10 protein-coding genes are annotated in these 17,219 nt (G+C 66.2%); 5 read left to right on the top strand and 5 right to left on the bottom strand.

All coding sequences use genetic code 11. The annotated features are described in order from the left end of the window. The first annotated feature begins 73 nt into the window (after positions 1–73). The 3 genes from CTEST_RS13215 to CTEST_RS01535 all read left to right on the top strand — a co-directional run bounded on the left by CTEST_RS13215 (position 74) and on the right by CTEST_RS01535 (position 1,834). Positions 74–457, top strand: a complete 384-nt coding sequence (locus CTEST_RS13215) for a NucA/NucB deoxyribonuclease domain-containing protein (RefSeq protein ID WP_158408141.1) — start codon at positions 74–76, stop codon at positions 455–457. Then, on the top strand, positions 457–1,074 hold the full coding sequence (locus tag CTEST_RS01540) for a hypothetical protein (protein ID WP_047252238.1): 618 nt from the start codon (positions 457–459) through the stop codon (positions 1,072–1,074). Before CTEST_RS13215 ends, CTEST_RS01540 begins: the two co-directional genes overlap by 1 nt. A 142-nt stretch (positions 1,075–1,216) precedes the next feature. Next, positions 1,217–1,834: a hypothetical protein gene (locus tag CTEST_RS01535; RefSeq protein ID WP_047252237.1), complete on the top strand. Its 618-nt coding sequence runs from the start codon at positions 1,217–1,219 to the stop codon at positions 1,832–1,834. Positions 1,835–1,959: 125 nt separating this feature from the next. On the opposite strand, the gene mshA is transcribed toward CTEST_RS01535, so the two are convergent. Then, entirely contained in the window at positions 1,960–3,225 is a 1,266-nt protein-coding gene (gene mshA, locus CTEST_RS01530) for a D-inositol-3-phosphate glycosyltransferase (RefSeq protein WP_047252236.1), read from the bottom strand. Positions 3,226–3,311: 86 nt separating this feature from the next. On the opposite strand from mshA, the gene CTEST_RS01525 reads away from it, so the two are divergent. Continuing rightward, positions 3,312–5,018 (top strand): long-chain-fatty-acid--CoA ligase, encoded by a 1,707-nt coding sequence (locus CTEST_RS01525; protein ID WP_047252235.1) that lies wholly within the window; start codon positions 3,312–3,314, stop codon positions 5,016–5,018. 33 nt (positions 5,019–5,051) lie between these two features. Here the strand turns inward: CTEST_RS01525 and CTEST_RS01520 are convergent, their stop codons facing one another. Both CTEST_RS01520 and CTEST_RS01515 read right to left on the bottom strand, forming a co-directional pair. Next, positions 5,052–5,474, bottom strand: a complete 423-nt coding sequence (locus tag CTEST_RS01520; protein WP_047252234.1) for a carboxymuconolactone decarboxylase family protein — start codon at positions 5,472–5,474, stop codon at positions 5,052–5,054. Continuing rightward, positions 5,471–5,935: a MerR family transcriptional regulator gene (locus CTEST_RS01515; RefSeq protein WP_047252233.1), complete on the bottom strand. Its 465-nt coding sequence runs from the start codon at positions 5,933–5,935 to the stop codon at positions 5,471–5,473. The genes CTEST_RS01520 and CTEST_RS01515 overlap by 4 nt, the downstream gene beginning before the upstream one ends. 222 nt (positions 5,936–6,157) lie before the next feature. Here CTEST_RS01515 and CTEST_RS01510 point away from each other — a divergent pair, with 222 nt between their 5' ends. After that, complete coding sequence (locus tag CTEST_RS01510) at positions 6,158–15,109, top strand: type I polyketide synthase (protein ID WP_047252232.1); 8,952 nt, start codon at positions 6,158–6,160, stop codon at positions 15,107–15,109. Here CTEST_RS01510 and CTEST_RS01505 read toward each other — a convergent pair. Both CTEST_RS01505 and CTEST_RS01500 read right to left on the bottom strand, forming a co-directional pair. Beyond that, positions 15,106–16,056 (bottom strand): lactate/malate family dehydrogenase, encoded by a 951-nt coding sequence (locus CTEST_RS01505; RefSeq protein WP_047252231.1) that lies wholly within the window; start codon positions 16,054–16,056, stop codon positions 15,106–15,108. The genes CTEST_RS01510 and CTEST_RS01505 overlap by 4 nt on opposite strands. Positions 16,057–16,066: 10 nt before the next feature. Beyond that, positions 16,067–17,206 carry a UDP-N-acetylmuramate dehydrogenase gene (locus tag CTEST_RS01500; RefSeq protein ID WP_083985387.1) on the bottom strand — a complete coding sequence of 380 codons (1,140 nt, stop codon included), beginning with the start codon at positions 17,204–17,206 and terminating at the stop codon, positions 16,067–16,069. Between the last annotated feature and the right edge of the window lie 13 nt (positions 17,207–17,219).

Raw genomic sequence — 17,219 nt, 5'->3', positions numbered from 1 at the left:
GGAGCCGCAGCTAATTGGAGGCGTTGCCAACCTCCGGTGCAGTAGGGCATGGACTAACGCAAGACTAAACTGTGTGAATCCGAAGATTGCTCCGACCTTGACATATTCACGTGCCGAGTATCCGTTCATTGCACACAACATCAGTTCCGCGCTGGCGTCCGGAGCACCCAGCATGCTCACGCGGGTCACTGGTGGTGAGATCACAGCGAACCGGGATGCGGTGTGTCGAGGTGCGGCGCGTAGGCAGTTGGAGGCAGAGCAGCCGAAGCCCGCCGACATGGATCGGCCCTCGTGCGATGAGTATCCGTTCGCTTCCTCTATAGAAGGCGGCGCAGGCGCCCACACCATGTGGGTTCCGCAAAAGGAGAATGACCAACAAGGGCTAAAGATGAGTGCTTTTTATCGCAACAATCAGGTCCAGTCCGGTGATAACTATGTCGTGGAGGTGATTCCCTGATGGCATCAGTAACAAGTGGGCCCATTCAGTTGGTCGATGGAATGGGTTTTGACATCATGAACTATCCAACGAACTGGGACACGTTGGAGTATGACGGCCCGGAGTGGGGGCCTGATTCGCTGTACGAAAAGGATGGGGAGGGTTTCCCAATTATTGCACCTAGGTCTCTCCCTCTTCTGGAGGCGGGCGTCAGCATCGTCAGGGTTGTCCTCCCGACCACTGATGAAGCGGCAGGTCTGACGTTGTCGATCCTGGATGCACCGCCACCAACACTGCAGCCACAGGAGCATCTGAACTGGGCTGAGGTGTCGGTGGAGTATCTCGAGGGCACCGGTGCTGAGGTGACAGTGGACATGAGGTACTTCGACATCACGTACGAGCCGAAAGTCAGGAACTGGCGGCTGCCAACTGGTGTGTGGCGGGTCCGAGGGTCGGTTGTCTTTGACGAGACACAGCTTCGAGATGGGATTGCCGGTACCCATCCGGAGTCGGTCTGGGTGACGGATTTTCCGACGTCGGGCCGTTCGTGGCAGTCGTTGCCATGTCAGCTCCATCTGGAGTTTTGGCGTGAAGATGAGTTGCGCCCGCCGGAGTTTCTTGAGTACGTGGTCAAATGACAAGGAGATGGAACATGCGTGCAAGGGAGGGTCTGAACCCCGTGTCAACTTTCCAGGGTTCAGGACCGGCAACCATGAGTGGTTTTTATCGCAACAATCAGATCCAGTCCGGTGATAACTATGTCGTGGAGGTGATTCCCTGATGGCATCAGTAACAAGTGGGCCCATTCAGTTGGTAGATGCAATGAGGTTTGACATCATGAACTATCCCACGAACTGGGACACACTGGAGTATGACGGACCAGAGTGGGGGCCTGATTCGCTGTATGAAACAGACGCTAACGGTGCGCCAATTCTCCCCCCTCGCTCCATCCCCCTCCTGGAGGCGGGCGTCAGCATCATCAGGGTTGCCACTCCGACCACTGATGAAGCGGCAGGTTTGACGTTGTCAATCCTGGATGCACCGCCACCACCACTGCAGCCACAGGAGCATCTGAACTGGGCTGAGGTGTCGGTGGAGTATCTCGAGGGCACCGGGGCTGAGGTGACAGTGGAGATGGGGTACTTCGACATCACGTACGAGCCGAAAATCAGGGACTGGCGGCTGCCAACTGGTGTGTGGCGGGTCCGAGGCTCGGTTGTCTTTGACAAAACACAGCTTCGGGATGGGATTGTCGGTACCCATCCAGAGTCGGTCGGGGTGACGGAATTTCCGACGTCGGGCCGTTCGTGGCAGTCGTTGCCATGTCAGCTCCACCTAGAGTTTTGGCGTGAAGATGAGCTGAGGCCGCCGGAGTTTCTTGAGTACGTAATCAAATGACAAGGAGATGTGAACATGCACGCAAGGATGATCTGTACACATTCCGGTCTATGACAAGGAAACGATGCAGGTCGTGGACTCTTTCACGCTACGGGGATGACACGGGCGACTGCTCCCCGACTGCGCTACTGAGCTGAGGCGTGTCGTGGCTGGCAGTCGGAGATCTCCACGGTGACGGCTTCTGCATAGACGGCCGCCAACTGAGACGCCGTGGATGCCCACGAAAAATTCGCGGCGTGGGCGACGGCTTCCTCGGCCATCCGCATCCGGGTGTCATCATCGTCGAGGAGCGCCGCGAGGGCATCGGCCCACTCTTCTGTCCCGTGGCCGTCGACAAGCACTCCGGTCTCGCCCTCCGCGACGGCGATGGGCAGGCCGCCGACGCGGGCGGCGACCACCGGGGTGCCGCAGGCCTGTGCCTCCATGGCGACGAGGCCGAAGGACTCGTTGTAGCTGGGGACCGCGACGATGTCCGCCGCTTGGTAGATGGTCACCAGCTCTGAGGGCGGGCGCGGTTCGAGGAAGCGGATGCGGCGAGCGACCCCGAGGTCGCGCGCCAGGTCAGCGTAGATCTCGGTGCTTGCCGACGCCCCCGAGGCACCACCACAGATGATGACGCGCAGGTTGCGTTCGGGGTTGCGGTTCATCAACTCCGCGGCCGCCCGGATGAGCACCTGGGGGCCTTTGAACTGCTGCAAACGCCCAACGAAGGCGATGACCTGTGCGTGGAGGGGGATGCCCAGTTGGCGGCGGGACAGCTCAGTGTTGCGTTCGGTTCCCGGGGTGAAAAGATCCGTGTCAGTCCCGGGCGGGACAACAACGACTCGCTCGCGGTTGGCGTCATAGTGGCCGACGAGGTCATTGGTCTCCTCGTGGGTATTCACCACCAGGAAGTCAGCGTTATCCACCAGCTGCTGCTCACAGATGCGGCGGGCCTCCGACTCCGGGGAATCATCCTCGCTCCGGTGGGCATTTTTCACGGCGGCCAGGGTGTGTGAGGTGTGCACGAACGGAACCTCCCACAGATCGGCAAGAAGCCAGCCGACCTGGCCCGATAACCAGTAGTGGGAATGGATGAGGTCGTAGTCGACGGGGTGACACTTCTTGAATTGGACGATGCCGCCCGCGAACGCCGCCAGCTGGGTGGGCAGGGCCTCTTTTGCTAGGCCGTCATAAGGGCCCGCGACGACGTTGATGACGCGAAGGCCCGGCGCGACCTCGACGATTTCCCCCTGGCTCGGGCGGGTCGCTCGGGTGAAGATGTCCACCTCAACGCCCTGGCGCGAAAGCTGGAGGGCCGTGTTGAGGACGTAGACGTTCATGCCCCCGGCGTCGCCCACTCCGGGCTGCTGCAGCGGGGAGGTGTGCATGGAGATCATGGCAACTCGCATGGTTTTCATAGTAGAGGCCGAACCGGGTGGGCAGGGTACTCGTTATACTGGTTTTCACCTCATAACCAATTGAAGGGAACTTTTCTATGTCGGCATACGAGGACAAGGCTTGGCTTAAGTACTACGACGAGTGGACACCCCACTCGCTGGAGTACGACGACACCACCCTGCTGGATGTCTACGACAACAATCTCGCGCTCAACGCAGACAAGTCAGCCACCTGGTTCTTCGGCCGCAGCCAGACATACGGGGAGCTTGACCGCCAGGTCCGCCGCGCTGCCGCTGGCCTGCGCGCCTTCGGTGTTCGCCCCGGCGACCGGGTGGCCATCATCCTGCCGAACTGCCCGCAGCACATCGCCGCTTTCTATGCGGTGCTCAAGCTGGGCGCGACCGTCGTGGAGCACAATCCGCTCTACACCTCTCACGAGTTGCAGGCGCCGTTCGCTGACCACGGCGCTCGCGTTGCTATCGCTTGGGACAAGGCCGCTCCGACGCTGGAGAAGCTGCGTGGCACCACCGCTTTGGAAACCATCATCTCCGTCAACATGGTGGAGGCGATGCCCAAGTTCAAGCAGTTGGCGCTCAGCCTTCCGCTGAAGAGGATCCGCGAGTCGCGGGACGCGCTGACCGCGCCCGCACCGAACACGGTGCCGTGGGAAGCCCTCATCGGTTCGGCCATTGGCGGCGACGGGGAGGACATTGTCTCCGATCCGAGCGTGACCAAGGATACGACCGCCCTCATTCTCTACACCTCTGGAACCACGGGCACCCCGAAGGGCGCTCAGCTGTCCCACGGCAACCTCTTTGCCAACTGTCTCCAGGGCAAGAACTGGGTGCCGGGCCTCGGCGAGCAGGATGAGCGCATGCTCGCAGCCCTGCCGATGTTCCACGCCTACGGCCTCACCATGGTGGGCACCCTCGCGTTCTACGTCGGCGGCGAAATGGTGCTGCTGCCGGCCCCGAAGATCCCGCTGATCATGGACGTGATGAAAAAGCACACCCCGACCTGGGTGCCGGGTGTGCCGACGCTCTACGAGAAAATCGTCGAGGCCGCCGAAGCCGAGGACATCAGCATCACCGGCGTCCGCAACTCCTTCTGTGGTGCCGCGACCCTGCCGGTATCCACGGTGGAGAAGTGGGAGCGCCTCACCGGCGGCCTGCTCGTTGAGGGCTACGGCCTCACGGAGACCTCCCCGATCATCGTCGGTAACCCGATGAATAAGAACCGCCGTCCGGGCTACGTGGGTATCCCCTTCCCGGACACGGAGATCCGGGTGGCCAACCCCGACAATCTCGATGAGACTCAGCCTGATGGCACCGAGGGCGAAATCCTGGTCAAGGGCCCGCAGGTGTTCTCCGGCTACCTCAACCAGCCCGAAGCCACGGAAGCCAGCTTCCACGACGGGTGGTACCGCACCGGTGATGTGGGAGTGATGGAGGAAGACGGCTTCATCCGCCTCGTGGCCCGCATCAAGGAAGTCATCATCACCGGCGGCTTCAACGTCTATCCCATCGAGGTCGAAGAGGCTATGCGCGAGCACCCCGACATCGTCGACCTGGCTGTCGTTGGGCGCCCCCGCCCCGATGGCTCCGAGGATGTCGTTGCGTGTGTCACCCTCAGCGAGGGTGCCGCCTTGGACCCGGAGGGCCTCAAGGACTTCGCCCGCGAGCGTCTCACCCGCTACAAGGTTCCGCGCACCTTCTATCACTTCGAAGATCTCGCCCGCGATCAGCTGGGCAAGATTCGCCGCCGCGAGGTGCAGCAGGATTTGCTGAAGCTGCTCGACCGCTAACTCGCGCTACCCACCCCAACCCCACTGCCTGCACTATTCGGCAGTGGGGTTGTCGCGTTGCGCGAAGACCTCCCGGGCGACGAAGGTGGCGTTGAGGGCGCGGGGAAAGCCGGCGTAGACCGCTGAGTGAAGGAGCGCCTCGATGATCTCTTCGCGGCTGATACCGACATTGAGGGCAGCCCCAATGTGGACTCGCAGCTGGGGTTCGCATCCACCGAGGGCACTTAACGCACCCAGGGTGACGAGTTGGCGGCTGCGGGGATCGAGGCCCGGGCGGTCGTAGATGTCCCCGAAGGCGAATGCTGCGATGTGGTGGCCGAGGGCAGGACTAATGTCGGCTAGTGAATCGATGACGGCGTCGCCCTGGTGGCCGTCGATGCGGGAGAGCACGTCGAGGCCCTTCCGGCGGCGGACCAGGTTGTCGGCGGAGTCGATGTCGTGCTGCGATGTGCTCATGGTTGGGGGCCTTCCTCATAGGTGGCGAGTTTGTATTCCGTGGCGGCCAGGGCGAGCTGGAGCTGGGCAATGTGTGAACGAAGGGTGTCTCGGTGGTGGTGCAACAGCTCGACGCGGTCGGGGATGGTGTCCGCGCCGGCATCGACCAGCTCGACGTAGCGCGTGAGATCCCGGATGCTCATGCCCGAGGTGCGCATCCGGGTGAGAAACACAAGGCGCCGGACGGTGGTGGCGTCGAAGCGGCGGTGCCCGGCGCGATCCCGCGGGATGGCAACGAGGCCCACTCGTTCGTAGTAGCGCAGCGTGTGGGCGCTGACGCCGAGATGATCGGCGGTCTCCGCAATGCTCCAGTCCGCCGACCCATCGGGGCGCGTTAGCTCCTTAAGTGCCTCGACGTTGACGCCTCCCGGCGGGTCGATGGCCAGCCGGAGGGCATTGTCCAGGGCCTGCTTGCTACTCATGGCCCCCACGGTAGGGGTGTGAGCGCACTCGAAGGCAAGCAGAAGGAACGACCTCACCCCCACGGTCCAGTGGCAGGAATCACACTCCGTAGATCCCGCAGGTTAGGCCTCCAAATCTAACTACCCTTCCGCCCCGGATGTAGACCAGGAACCAACGCGGGCGTAGGTTACTAACTCGTAAGTTACGGATAGGTAACTAATCCCCACGAGAGGTCCACCTACATGTCTTTGACACCCCTGCTGTCCCTGCGCCACCCCGCGGTCTTGTTCGCGGGCCAGGGTTCCAACTGGCAACTCGCCCTCAGCCACGCGCACTACGAAGGGCGCCTCACCAGCCTCCTGCTCAGTGCCCGCGCCCTGACCGGACCCGTTGCCCGGCAGATCGCCTCCACCGTGCCCGGCGCCTTCGCCCGGCTCGAAGAACTGGCACAGCACCTGGCAACCTCGGACACCCCGCCCGAGCCGAGTGAACTCGACGCCTACCCCGCGGTATCCATCCCGGGCATCGTGCTGGGCCAGATCATCGCCCTGGACCAGCTCAAAGAACTGGGGCTCGACCTCGATCAGGTGGAGCTCGTGGGCCATTCGCAGGGCAGCCTCGGTGTTGCCGCCGCCCGCCACCCCGAGCACGCGCTGGCCTTCGCCCTGTTGCTGGGCACGGCCGCCAGCCAGGAGGTGGGCTCCAGTGACCATCGCCCGCGCATGCTGAGTGTGCGGGGGGTAGACCGCGCGATCGTCGATAAGCATGCAGCCGGCGCCGAGCTGGCCGTGACCAATGGCCCACGCCACTTCGTCCTCACCGGGACGCCCGAGCAGCTGGCTGCGGCCCGGCGCGACATTAGCGCCGCCGTCGATGAGGCCAATGCCAGCCTTCAAGCCCGGGAGCGCGGCGGCGACGAGATCACCGCCCGCTTCGATGAGCTGCCCGTGGCCGGGTTCTTCCACCACTCCTCGATGCAGGCCGCCGCTGACCGCGCCGCCGCCTGGGCCAAGGAATGCGGACTCGACCTGGGCGACGTCACGCCGCAGGAGCTCGCCGACGCCATCCTCGTCGAGCCCCACGACTGGCCGGCCGAGATCACAGCCCTCCGCGCCAAGGGTGTCACTGAGGTCTTGAGCCTCGACCGATCCCTGTCCACCATCACCGCCAAGCTGCTAGCCGGCTCCGGCATCGCCATCGTGCCCGCCACGTCCCCGGCCGAGCGCGACCTCCTGGGCACCCCCGGTGCGACGCTGCCCACTGCGGCCAACTACGCCGACTTCGCTCCCCGCCTCATCACCTTGCCCACCGGCGAGACCGTCACGCAGACGCGCTTTTCCACCCTCACCGGCTTGTCCCCGATCATGCTCGGCGGCATGACCCCCACCACCGTCGACCCAAGCATCGTCGCCGCGGCCGCCAACGCCGGCTTCTGGGCCGAAATGGGCGGCGGCGGCCAGTACTCGGAGGAGGTGTTCACCCGCAACAAGGATGGGCTGGTTGAGCAGCTCGAGCCGGGCCGTTCCGCGCAGTTCAACTCCATGTTCTTCGACCGCTACATGTGGAACCTGCAATTCGGCGTCACCCGCATCGTGTCCAAGGCCCGCGCCGCCGGTGCGGCCATCAACGGCGTCACCGTCTCCGCCGGTATCCCGGAGGTGGAGGAGGCCACCGAACTCATCGCACAGCTCCACGACGATGGCTTCCCCTACGTCTCCTTCAAGCCGGGCACGTCGAAGCAGATTCGCGATGCCCTGGCCATCGCCGATGCGAACCCCGACACCGACATCATCATCCAGGTCGAAGACGGCCACTCCGGCGGCCACCACTCCTGGGTCGACCTCGGCGACATGCTCGTGGACACCTACGCGGAGGTCCGCCAGCGCCCCAACGCCTACCTCGCCGTCGGCGGCGGTATCCACTCCCCCGAGCGCGCCACCGAATACCTCACCGGTTCCTGGGCGCACCGCTACGGCTTGCCGTCCATGCCGGTGGACGCGGTCATCCTCGGCACGGTTGCCATGGCCACCAAGGAAGCGACGACAACCCCGCAGGTCAAACAGCTCCTGGTCAACACTCCCGGCATCAGCCCGGAGGAAAACAAGGGGTGGGTCGGCCGCCTCCAATGCGCCGGTGGCGTCACCTCCGGGCAGTCGCATCTGCTCGCCGACATGCACGAGGTGGATAATGATTTCGCCGCTGCCTCGCGCCTCATCACCTCCCTCGACATCGAGGAGTACGCCGAGCACCGCGACGAGCTCATCGCGGCGTTGAACAAGACCTCTAAGCCGTACTTCGGCGACGTGGATACGATGACGTACGCCCAGTGGCTCCAGCGCTTCGTCGACCTGGCCTTCCCGTGGAAGGACCCGACGTGGCCGGATCGTTTCCTCGATCTGCTGCACCGCGTCGAGGCCCGCCTGCACCCAGTCGATCACGGCCAGATCCCCACGTTGTTCGACAGCGTTGACGATTGCGAGGACGCCCAGGCGTGCGTGGACCAGCTGGTGGACGCATACCCGCAGGCAGTGGACCTGGTTGTCACCCCGCGTGACGCCGCCTGGTTCGTCGGCCTCAACCGCAAGCACCACAAGCCCATGCCGTGGGTCACCGCCATTGATGGCGATCTGAAAACCTGGTTCGGCCTCGATTCCCTGTGGCAGGCCCAGGATGAGCGCTACCCGGCGCAGGCCGTCCGCGTCATCCCCGGCCCCGTCTCCGTCGCCGGTATCAACCGCGTCGACGAGCCCGTCGCTGAGCTGTTGGCCCGCTTCGAGGCGGACTGCACCACGTCGCTAATCGACGCCGCCGTCACCCCCACCGCCCGCTTCTCCCGCTTGGCGGAAGCAGCGGACGCCGCGGAGTTCCTCCGCGCCGCCCCCACCATCCAGTGGCACGGCCACCTCATCGACAACCCCGCCCACGTGCTGCCCGACGCCGCCACCGAGCTCGTCGACACCGATGAGGGCTGGGTCATCCGTGTCCATTCCGATTCTTATTGGGATGAGTTGCCCGCCGAGCAGCGCCCCTTCTACGTCGAGCACGTCGACATCCCCATCGACCTGCCTTCGTCCACTTCCACCGGCGCGAGCCCCATCGTCTCCGATGAACGCCTCCCCAAGGCTGTGTTTGACCTGCTCGCCGGCGTGGCCGGCATCGGCTCCACCTCGGAGACCGGCGATGAGATCACCGAACTCCCCGTCGCCGATGCCGATGGCACCATTCATTACTCCTTCACCCTGCCCGCCAGCCTGCTGCCCGCGCACTCCGCGGTCAGTGGCGCCGCGCTGGGCTCCGTCGCGGCGGGCACCCCGGACGCGCTCGTCGGCCCCTGCTGGCCGGCCATCTACGCCGCCCTGGGAACCGGCCGCCTGTCCGATGGCTACCCCGTCATCGAAGGCCTGCTCAACGCCGTCCACCTCGATCACGTCATTGACCTGCGCGTCCCGCTGGAGGAGCTAGCCAACGGCCGCCGCATCGACGTCGAATCCCGCTGCGCCTCCATCGCGGAATCGGTCTCCGGGCGCATCGTCACCGTGGAACTCACCCTCTACTCCGAGGGCGAGATCGTGGCCACCCAGATGCAGCGATTCGCCATCCGCGGCCGCGCCAACGGCACCGTTATGCCCGTGCCGGCGCCCGAGTGGGGTGGCGGGAAATCCGCCACTAAGGTCGAGGCCACCGCCCGCTCCTTCGTCGACCGCGCCATCGTCCACGCCCCATCGGACATGACCCCCTTCGCGCTGGTCTCGGGCGACTACAACCCGATCCACACCTCTACCAACGCCGCCGGGCTCGTCGGCCTGGAGGCCCCACTGGTTCACGGCATGTGGCTCTCGGCCACCGCCCAGCACCTCGCGGGCCGCCACGGCCGCGTCGTCGGCTGGACCTACTCCATGTTCGGCATGGTCCAACTCAACGACGCCGTGGAAATCACCGTCGAGCGCGTCGGCCGCAAGGGCATCCACCGCGCCCTCGAGGTCACCTGCCGGATCGACGGCGAGGTGGTCTCCCGCGGCCAGGCCCTCCTGGCCCAGCCCCGCACCGCCTACGTCTATCCCGGCCAGGGCATCCAAGCCGCCGGCATGGGTCGTGGTGACCGTGACTCCTCCCCCGCCGCCCGCGAGGTCTGGCGTCGCGCCGATCAGCACACCCGCGCCACCCTGGGCTTCTCCATCCGCCACATCGTCGATGACAATCCCACGGCACTGAACGTGCGTGGGACGACCTTCCGCCACCCGAAGGGCGTGCTCAACCTCACGCAATTCACTCAGGTCGCCCTCGCCGTCGTCGCTTACGCGCAGACCGAGCGCCTGCGGGAGAACAACGCCATCGGCTCCGATTCGATGTACGCCGGCCACTCGCTCGGCGAGTACACCGCCCTGGCTTCCCTGGCCAACATCTTCGCCCTGGAAGACGTCATCGATATCGTCTACTCGCGTGGCTCCGCCATGCACGGCCTCGTCCCCCGCGACGAGGCGGGTCGGTCCAACTACGGCATGGGCGCGCTGCGTCCCAACATGATCGGCGTCGCCGCCGAGGACGTGGAGGATTACCTCGCCGGGGTCGCCCCGGAGACCGGCGAATACCTCGAGATCGTCAACTACAACATCGCTGGCCAGCAATACTCCATCGCCGGCACCATCAAGGGCCTGGCGGCGCTGTCCGAGCACGCCAACTCGATCACTCCCCGCGCCTATGTCACGGTGCCGGGCATCGATGTTCCCTTCCACTCGCGGGTCCTGCGCCCGGGCGTCCCGGCGTTTGCCGCCAAGCTCGACGAGTTGCTGCCCACCACCGTCGATCTGGACGCGCTCATCGGCCGCTACGTGCCCAACCTCGTCGCCCGGCCCTTCGAGCTGACGCAATCCTTCGTCGACTCCATTCTCGAAGTCGTCCCCTCCGAGCGCCTGCAGGGCATCGACGTGGCCACTGCGGATGAGCAGCAGCTCGCCCGCGACCTGCTCATCGAGCTGCTCAGCTGGCAGTTCGCCTCCCCGGTGCGCTGGATCGAGACCCAGGCCCTGCTCATCAGCGAGGTCGAGCAGATCATCGAGGTCGGCCTCGCCGCCTCCCCCACGTTGAGCAACCTGGCCTCCCGCACGATGGACATCCTGGGCACTCATCGCCCGGTGTTCAACGTGGAACGCGACCAAGATGCCGTCATGCTCAATGACGTGCAGCAGCCCCCGGCGGTGGAAGAAGTCGCCGAGGAAACTGTGGAGGCTGCGGCATCTGCCCCAGTGGAGAGCGCACCTGAGCGGGCACCAGCCCCGGCCCCTGTGGCCAGCGGCGGCAGCGGCCAGGACGCCCCCAACCTGCCATTCAGCGCGGGCGAGGCCATCATGGTCCTCTTCGCCTTCCAGAACAAGATCCGCCCGGATCAGATCAACGGCACCGACACCGTCGAGGAGCTGACCAACGGCGTGTCCTCGCGCCGCAACCAGCTGCTCATGGACATGTCCGCCGAGCTGGGCGTGCCCGCCATTGATGGTGCGGCCGACGCCGATGTGACCACCCTGCGCGATCGGGTGCGCACCGCGGCCCCCGGCTACGCCCCCTTCGGTTCGGTCCTGGGCGAGGCCGTCACGGCCCGCCTGCGCCAGCTCACCGGTGCTTCCGGCTACAAGCCTGCCCACGTCGCCGAGCGCGTCACCGGCACCTGGGGTCTGCCCGCCGGGTGGGTCGGCCACGTCGAGGCGGAAATCCTCCTCGGCTCCCGCGAGGGCGACTCCGTTCGCGGCGGCTCCCTCTCCACCATCCCCACCTCCGCGTCGTCGAAGGCCGAGGTTGATGCGCTTATCGACGCCGCCGTTGCGGCCGTCGCCGCCGCCCACGGCGTCTCCGTGTCCCTGACCTCCGGTGGCTCCGGTGGAGGCGCTGGCTCCGTCGTCGACTCCGCGGCGCTCAACGCTTACGCCGACTCGGTGACCGGCCCCGACGGCATCCTCGTCGCATTGGCCCGCACGACGCTCACCCAGCTGGGCATCGTCGATGAGGTCGCCGAGGTGGCCGTCTCTGACACCACCCTCCTCGACACCGTCGAAGCCGAACTCGGCGCCGGCTGGCTCAAGACCGTCACCCCCACCTTCGACGCCACCCGCGCCGTGCTTTTCGACGACCGCTGGGCATCCGCCCGCGAGGACCTCGCCCGGGTCGCCCTGGGCGAAGTAACCCTCACCCCCGCCGACTTCGCGGGCACCGGTGAGGTCATCGCGGAGCAGGCCACCTGGTGGGCCGCCAACGGCGGCACCGACCCGGCGCTGCTGCAAGAGATTGCTACCGCGGCCGTCGATAAGCCGCAACAGCGCTACCTCGGCGAAGTTGCCCTGGTCACCGGCGCGGCGCCGGGGTCCATCGCCGCCGCCCTCGTCGAGGGCCTGCTGGCCGGTGGTGCGACCGTCATCATGACGGCCTCGAACGTCAGCCAAGCGCGCAAGGAATTCGCCCGCCAGCTCTTCGCAGGCCACGCCTCCGTGGATGCGGCACTGTGGTTGGTGCCCGCCAACCTGTCCAGCTACCGCGACGTTGATGCGCTCATCGAGTGGATCGGCAGCGAGCAGCGCGAATCAGTGGGCAACGAAGTGAAGATCCTCAAGCCGGCGCTCACGCCGACCCTGGCGTTCCCCTTCGCCGCCCCGAGCGTTTCCGGTTCCTTGGCCGACGCGGGCGCGGCCGCCGAGAACCAAACCCGCCTGCTGCTGTGGAGCCTGGAGCGCACCATCGCCGGGCTCTCCCAGCTGGCGCAGAACGATCCGGCGTTCCCGGATACCCGCTGCCACGTCGTCCTCCCCGGTTCCCCCAACCGCGGCATGTTCGGCGGCGACGGAGCCTACGGCGAGGTCAAGGCTGCCCTCGACGCCATCCTGGCCAAGTGGTCCGCCGAGGCTGGCTGGCCGGAGGGTGTCACCCTCGCCCAGGCGAAGATTGGCTGGGTCTCTGGCACCTCGCTCATGGGTGGCAATGACGTCCTCGTCCCCGCCGCCGAGAAGGCCGGTATCCACGTGTGGTCCCCGGAGGAGATCTCCTCCGAGCTGCTTCACCTCGCTTCCCCCGAGGTGAAAGCGCAGGCCGCGCAGGCCCCCGTCGAGGCGGACCTCACCGGCGGGCTCGGTTCCTCCGCCGTCTCCATGTCCGCGCTGGCGGACGCCGCCCGTGCCGATGCCGAAGCCGCAGTTCTAGGCACCGATGCCGCTGAAGACACCACCATCAACGCCCTGCCCAACGCCGCGCATCCCACCCAACCCGGCGATGTCACTGTTGGCGAGGTGACCCGCGATCTCGAAGACATGATCGTCATGGTCGGCCTCGGCGAGGTTTCCTCCTGGGGCTCGGGCCGCACCCGCGCCCAGGCCGAATACGGCATCCAGCGTGACGGCAGCGTCGATCTCACCGCCGCCGGAGTCCTGGAGTTGGCCTGGATGACCGGCCTCATTTCCTGGGCCGAGGATCCCCGCCCGGGCTGGTACGACGCCTCCGGCGCCGAGGTCCCCGAGGACGAGGTCTACGAACGCTTCCGCGACGAGGTTATCGCCCGCTCCGGCATCCGCCGCTTGAGCGACAAGTACTTCCTCACCGACGGCGGTTCCATCGACGTCACCGAGGTCTTCCTGGACAAGGACATCACCTTCACCGTCCCCTCCGAGGCCGAAGCCCGCGACATCGAAAGCGCCGATCCCGACAAGACGCGCGTCGCGCTTATCGACGGCGAGTGGACCATCACCCGCGTCAAGGGTGCCACCGCACGTGTCCCCCGCAAGGCCACCCTCACCCGCTCCGTCGCTGGCCAGATGCCAGAAGGCTTCGACCCGGCACGCTGGGGCATCCCCGCCTCCATGATCGAGGGCCTCGACCGCATCGCAGTGTGGAACCTCGTCACCGCTGTCGACGCGTTCATCTCCGCCGGGTTCACCCCCGCCGAGCTGCTGCGCGCCGTCCACCCCGGTGATGTTGCTTCGACCCAGGGCACCGGCATCGGCGGCATGGAATCCCTCCACAAGGTGTTCGTGTCCCGGTTCCTCGGGCAAGAGCGCCCCTCCGACATCCTGCAGGAGGCACTGCCCAACGTCGTGGCCGCGCACGTCATGCAGTCGCTGGTGGGTGGCTACGGCTCGATGATCCACCCGGTCGCCGCCTGCGCCACCGCAGCCGTTTCCATTGAGGAAGGCGTGGACAAGATCGCGCTTGGCAAGGCCGACTTCGTGGTCGCCGGCGGTATTGACGATGTCCAGGTCGAATCGCTCACCGGCTTCGGCGACATGAACGCCACCGCCGAGACCGCCGCCATGACGGCGAAGGGGATCAGCGACCGCTTCATCTCCCGCGCCAACGACCGCCGACGCGGCGGCTTCCTCGAGGCCGAGGGCGGTGGCACCGTGCTGCTGGCCCGCGCCTCCGTCGCCGCGGAACTGGGCCTGCCGGTCCTCGCCGTGGTGGCGCACGCCGCCTCCTATGGCGATGGCGCCCACACGTCGATCCCGGCGCCGGGCCTGGGAGCCTTGGGCGCCGCGCGTGGCCGGGAGAACTCCCGCCTGGCTCGCTCGCTTCGCTCCTTGGGTCTCACCCCCGACGACGTGCGCGTGGTGTCCAAGCACGACACCTCCACCAACGCCAACGATCCGAACGAATCGGAGCTGCATTCCCGCCTGTGGGAGGCCGTGGGCCGCACGGACGGCAACCCGCTGTTCGTCGTCTCGCAGAAATCCCTCACCGGTCACGCGAAGGCCGGAGCGGCACTGTTCCAAATGGGTGGCCTGGTGGACATCCTGCGCACCGGTACCCTACCGGCCAATGCAGCGTTGGACTGCGTCGATCCGCTCATCGCCCCGAAGGCCCGCCCGCTGGTGTGGTTGCGCTCGCCACTGGCCCTGGGTGAGGGTGCCGTCAAGGCTGGCGTGCTCACCTCACTCGGCTTCGGCCATGTCGGTGCCGTCGTGGTGCTCGCTCACCCGGCCGTCTTCGAGGCCGCCCTGGCCCGCTCCGGGGGCGATGTCACTGCGTGGCGGGAGCGGGCCACCAACCGCCTGCGCTCCGGCGCGCAGCACTTCGAGGCTGGCATGATCGGCCGCGCGGAGCTGTTTACTCAGGTCGAGGGACGACGTCTCCCGGCCGTGGGCGACCACGAGGCCGAGATCGCCCTGCTCCTCAATGAGGATGCTCGTCTGGGTGAGGACGGGGTGTACCCGAAGGCTTAGCAGCCCGCCCTCGCCATGGCCTCGCGGATCACCGAGGCAGACGCCGCCAGTCGCGTCTGTTCCTCAGCGGTGATCCGCGGGGCCAGACGTGTGTGCACGCCACCGGCACCGATGACACACGGCAGGGACAGGGCGACATCGGTAAGCCCGTACTGGCCCGTGAGGGGCAGGCTGACGGGGTAGACACTGCGTTCGTCGAGAAGCACCGTGCGGGCCAGGAGGACCGCCGACTGGGCAACACCCGCATTCGTCCAGCCCTTGGCGTTGAAGACCTCATAGGCGGCGGAGACGACAGCACTGGCCAGCTCTTCCAGCTCATAGGGTTCGCCCAGGCCAAGCTCCTCCAGGGGCATGCCCGAGACATTGATCTGGCTGAGCGCCGGGACCGCCGAGAGACCGTGTTCACCGAGCATGACCCCGGTGACGGAGCTGGGATCGATGCCGTGCCGGTCGCCGATGAGCCGACGCATGCGAGCCGAATCAAGCATCGTGCCGGTGCCAAAGACCCGGCCATCCGGGAAGCCGAATTCCGTCGCCGCGATGTAGGCGAGGGTATCCACCGGATTGGTGATGATGATGACCACCGGCTCCGTGGTTACCGCCGCGATATCCCCCATGACCTGGCGGATGACCTGAGAATTGTGCTCAGTGAGCAAGGTGCGATCGGGCGGGCCGTCCGGGCTATCGGGATCCGGGATGATGGAGGGCCCGGCGGCAATGATGATGACATCCGCGCCCGCACAATCGGCATAGCTGCCGGCATGAATGTGGGTGTTGGTGCGACTGGGCAGCGCCGTCGCGTGGTGCTGGTCCAACGCCTCACCGTGCGCTACGCCCTCATCGAGATCGATGACGGCGATGTCACGGAAGAGTCCAGAGGCGGCGGCGTCGGCCACAACGTAGCTGCCCACGTGCCCGGCGCCGATGACAACAAGTGAATTCCCCATGCGGGCCAGTCTATGGCGAGTCGATGGAGACCCCAACCCACACCGGCTCGGGCACCAACGCAACACCAAAGGTCTCCTGGACGCCATCACGGACCTGGCGAGCCAGCGCCACCAGGTCCGCCGTCGTGGCCGAACCACGGTTGGTCAGCGCGAGGGTGTGCTTGGTGGACAGCCGCACCGGCGCCCCCTCGCCGGGGAAGCCCTTGGCAAAGCCCGCGCGATCGATGAGCCACGCCGCCGACAGCTTCACCTTGGTCGTTCTGGGCCCCGCCGGGAAGCGCGGCATACGCTCGGCATCTTCATCCCCGCGCAGCTGACGCACTCGTGCTTGCACCTCATCGGCCAGGGCGACGGGAACGATGGGGTTGGTAAAGAAAGATCCCGCCGACCACGTGTCATGGTCCGCCGGGTCGATGACCATGCCCTTCCCACGCCGGAGCTGAAGCACCGCCGCGCGGACATCAGCGACCGGGCGGCGTTCGCCGGCCTCCGTGACACCCAGGCGACGCGCGAGCTCCCCATAACGCAGCGGACCCGACAGCCCATCGGTGGACAGCTGCAGCTCAATGGCCAAGACGATCGCCCGGTTGCTGAACTTGAGATTGGAATAGCGGTAGTCCAACTCCAACGAGGAGGCGGGCACCCACGCCATCTCCCCCGTGGAGCGTTCGAGGAGGAGGACCTGCACCAGGACATCAGAAATCTCCGCCCCATAGGCGCCAACGTTTTGCACCGGGGTCGCACCCGCAGACCCGGGGATTCCCGAGAGGCATTCGATACCACCGAAGCCCGCCTCCACGGAGGCCACGACGACGTCATCCCACACCGCCCCCGCCCCGGCGCGCAGCACGCCCTCAGTGGTGAGGGAAATCTCCCGGTTCTCCACCACCACGGCCACCAGATCCAGATCGCCATCGGCGACGACCAGGTTGGACCCTCCGCCGACGATGAGGAAATCAATCCCGCGGGCGTCGAGAAGCATGACGACCTCCGCGACAGCGGAGTCGGTGCCACATCGCACCGTCAACCGCGGACGGCCACCCAAGTGAAGGGAGGTCAGGTCGGCGAAGGTCGCGTCCTCGTCGATGGCGACGCTGTCAATTGCCTGGAGATGCTCGTACAGGTCCGGGGTGCTTGATGGGTCAGTCACGTGTTTAACGGTA

This window comes from Corynebacterium testudinoris, from assembly GCF_001021045.1.
Classification (GTDB): Bacteria; Actinomycetota; Actinomycetes; order Mycobacteriales; family Mycobacteriaceae; genus Corynebacterium; species Corynebacterium testudinoris.
Note: the sequence above shows the minus strand (reverse complement) of the source record. Positions and strands in the feature narration are given on the sequence as shown.

What these genes read in the sequence shown, in the direction of transcription:
- CTEST_RS01525 (WP_047252235.1), top strand. Translation starts at nt 3,312, where the DNA reads ATGTCGGCATACGAGGACAAGGCTTGGCTTAAGTACTACGACGAGTGG.
- CTEST_RS01510 (WP_047252232.1), top strand. Translation starts at nt 6,158, where the DNA reads ATGTCTTTGACACCCCTGCTGTCCCTGCGCCACCCCGCGGTCTTGTTC.
- CTEST_RS01540 (WP_047252238.1), top strand. Translation starts at nt 457, where the DNA reads ATGGCATCAGTAACAAGTGGGCCCATTCAGTTGGTCGATGGAATGGGT.
- CTEST_RS01515 (WP_047252233.1), bottom strand. Translation starts at nt 5,935, where the DNA reads ATGAGTAGCAAGCAGGCCCTGGACAATGCCCTCCGGCTGGCCATCGAC.
- CTEST_RS01535 (WP_047252237.1), top strand. Translation starts at nt 1,217, where the DNA reads ATGGCATCAGTAACAAGTGGGCCCATTCAGTTGGTAGATGCAATGAGG.
- mshA (WP_047252236.1), bottom strand. Translation starts at nt 3,225, where the DNA reads ATGCGAGTTGCCATGATCTCCATGCACACCTCCCCGCTGCAGCAGCCC.
- CTEST_RS01520 (WP_047252234.1), bottom strand. Translation starts at nt 5,474, where the DNA reads ATGAGCACATCGCAGCACGACATCGACTCCGCCGACAACCTGGTCCGC.
- CTEST_RS01505 (WP_047252231.1), bottom strand. Translation starts at nt 16,056, where the DNA reads ATGGGGAATTCACTTGTTGTCATCGGCGCCGGGCACGTGGGCAGCTAC.